Here is a 1721-nt window from a genome sequence, read left to right on the forward strand (position 1 = left end):
GCCGCGACCGCGGCGCTGGTGCCGCTGTGGCGCTCGCCGCACGCCCTGCTGCTGCTGGCCGCGCCGCCGGTGCTGTTCACCGCCTGGGTGGCCTGGTTCTTCGGGCGCAGCCTGCAGCGCGGGCGCACGCCGCTGATCACCCGCATCGTCGAGGCCCTGTACCGGCAGGCCGGCATGCCGATCACCCCGGACCAACTGCGCTACACCCGCCGCCTGACCCTGGCCTGGACCCTGCTGCTGGTCGGGCTGACCCTGCTCAACCTGCTGCTGGCGCTGTGCGCCCAGCCCAGCGGGGTGCTGGCGCAGCTGGGCCTGGCCTCGCCGCTGCCGATCAGCGATGCGCGCGCCTCGCTGTTCGCCAATCTGCTGGGCTACGGGGTCATCGGCGGCTTCTTCGTCGGCGAGTACCTGCTGCGCGGGCGCTGGTTTCCGCAGCGTCCCTACCGTAATCTGCCCGACTTCCTGCACCGGCTGGCGCGGCTGGGGCCGGTTTTTTGGCGCGATCTGTTGCGCTGACGCGCGAAGTGCAGGGGACGCAAGGGTCGTGCAGATCATCAAGGAAAACAGCAAGTTGCCGCAGGCTGGGATGCCTTCGCGCATGGCCTGGGCCGTGTGGAACGCCCTGCAGTTGGTGTTCACCCTGGCGCACACCGCGCTGGGCATCGTCGTCGCACTGGTGCTGCTGTGGCTGACCGGGCCGCGCCTGCCGCTGCGCATGGGCGCGCGCTTCTGGGCGCCGGTGCTGCTGTTCGGCGCCGGGGCGCGGCTGCAGGTGGAGGGCCGCGAGCGGGTGGACTGGTCGCGCAACCACCTGTTCGTCAGCAACCACCAGTCGATCATCGACATCTGCGCGCTGTTCATGGCGCTGCCGGTGCCGCTGCGCTTCCTGCTCAAGGACGAGATGCTGAAGGTGCCGTTCGTGAACTGGTATGCGCGCGCGACCGGCATGCTGTTCCTTGACCGCGACAGCCGCCGCGCCGGGGCGATGATGCGGCGCGAGGCGGCGGCGCTGCTGCGCCGTGGCCAGGACTTGTGCCTGTTCCCGGAAGGCACCCGCAGCCGCAGCGGCGCACTGGCCGAGTTCAAGGCCGGGCTGCTGCAGGCCGCGATCGACGCCGGGGTGGACGTGGTGCCGGTGGCGCTGGACGGGGCGGGCAAGGTGCTGCCGCCGACCAGCCTGTTCCGGGTCCGGCCCGGCGTCATCCGGGTGCGGATCGGCACGCCGATCCGGGTGAACGGCGAGGACGGCCCGCTGAACCGCCAGGAAGTGACCCAGCGCGCGCACCAGGCCGTCCGTGCCATGCTCGAACCCAGGATATGAGTCGCCCGTATGCAATTCGTCGTACCGCATGATCATCCCAGCCTGCCCGGCCACTTCCCGGGCCGCCCGGTGGTGCCCGGCGTCGTGGTGCTGGACCACGTGCTGCAGGCCGTCGAGGCGGCGCATGGCGCGCGCGCCCCCCTGCGCCTGCCGCAGGTGAAGTTCGTGCAGCCGCTGTTTCCCGGCCAGCCGGCGCGGGTGGAACTGGACGGCGCCGCGCCGCGCTGGCGCTTCCGCGTGCTGCGCGGCGAGGACCTGCTGGTCAGCGGCGAGCTGAACGCCGAGGCGGCGCCGTGAGCGCCGGCTGGAAGCACCGCCCGGAAGGCGGCGGCCATTTCGCCCTGTGGCTGATCCGCAGCATCGCCCGTTACGGCGGCCGCGCCGTCGGCCGCCTGCTGCT

At 72.3% G+C, this 1721-nt stretch carries 3 protein-coding genes and 1 pseudogene; all 4 read left to right on the top strand.

All coding sequences use genetic code 11. The annotated features are described in order from the left end of the window. Positions 1-516: hypothetical protein (locus D180_RS21805; RefSeq protein ID WP_017914443.1), on the top strand; the 516-nt coding region annotated here is incomplete at its 5' end. A 55-nt stretch (positions 517-571) separates the two neighbouring features. Then, positions 572-1321: a 1-acylglycerol-3-phosphate O-acyltransferase gene (locus D180_RS21810; RefSeq protein ID WP_043091533.1), complete on the top strand. Its 750-nt coding sequence runs from the start codon at positions 572-574 to the stop codon at positions 1319-1321. A 9-nt stretch (positions 1322-1330) separates the two neighbouring features. Beyond that, a complete protein-coding gene (locus tag D180_RS21815) occupies positions 1331-1618 on the top strand; it encodes a hypothetical protein (RefSeq protein WP_017914445.1) in 288 nt (95 codons plus the stop codon). Further along, positions 1615-1721 (top strand): annotated as a pseudogene (locus D180_RS23585) (acyltransferase); the annotation flags it as partial. The gene D180_RS21815 and the pseudogene D180_RS23585, both read left to right, overlap by 4 nt.

The organism is Xanthomonas sp. SHU 166, assembly GCF_000364685.1.
GTDB classification, from domain to species: domain Bacteria; phylum Pseudomonadota; class Gammaproteobacteria; order Xanthomonadales; family Xanthomonadaceae; genus Xanthomonas_A; species Xanthomonas_A sontii.

Coding starts and splice junctions, on each gene's coding strand:
- D180_RS21815 (WP_017914445.1), top strand. CDS start 1,331: ATGCAATTCGTCGTACCGCATGATCATCCCAGCCTGCCCGGCCACTTC.